This window comes from Vibrio sp. Y176 (assembly GCF_033438945.1).
Genome location: NZ_JAWOQS010000515.1, coordinates 1 through 707 on the forward strand (window position 1 = coordinate 1; position 707 = coordinate 707).

Below are 707 nucleotides of genomic sequence, written 5' to 3' on the forward strand. Positions count from 1 at the left end.
CGTCAAAGAGTGTTCAGCTCGAACCTCAAGATCCTTTTTCTCTTGCTCGGTGATATTGAGTAGACGATCTTTCAACGCACCTAAGTTCTTGCGTAATGTTTCGTAACGTTCGATAAACGAGGCGCCTGTCGACTCACCCTTCAGCATTTTTTCAAACTGGAAACGGATGTCTCGTTCCGTATTGTTTTTTATCAGCTCAACCTGATCCGCAGAGATTTGCGTTTTTTGGATATCGGCAATCGTTTTATCGTTGTAAAAAGCATCGATTTCGGTGTGAATCAGACTTACAGCAAAATTCGCAAACAAGCTTGAAAGCGTCAAAGAATCCGAGCTTTTGATGATGGCATCTAACGCTTTTCGTAAATTTTCAGTCCCAGCGGTTTCACCGTAAGCCGCAGTAAACTGACCTTTCACTTGCGTCGCCATTTCGCTTAACGCTTCGCTAAGCTGCTGTTTAGAAATGCCTGGCGTCCACGTAATTCTTTTCGCTAATTGGTCCGCGTCATCTTTAGTTAAAGTGATACCTATCTGGTTAAAAGCGTTCTGCAATTGCGTCGAGACGTTCGTAACAAAATTCGCTTCGGTTAGCAGAAAATCAGATGCTTGGAGCTGTGCCAGATTCATCGATGGCAAATGAGCAAACGCATTGCGAAGGGACGAAGATGCACTCTCACGAACCACGCTAGAACTCATTTGACGCGCCAAAT

The 707-nt window shown here is 44.4% G+C and carries 1 pseudogene; it reads right to left on the minus strand.

Annotated features, from left to right (window positions below):
* Positions 1 to 707 (minus strand): annotated as a pseudogene (vcrV, locus tag R7O13_RS27050) (type III secretion system needle tip protein VcrV); the annotation flags it as partial.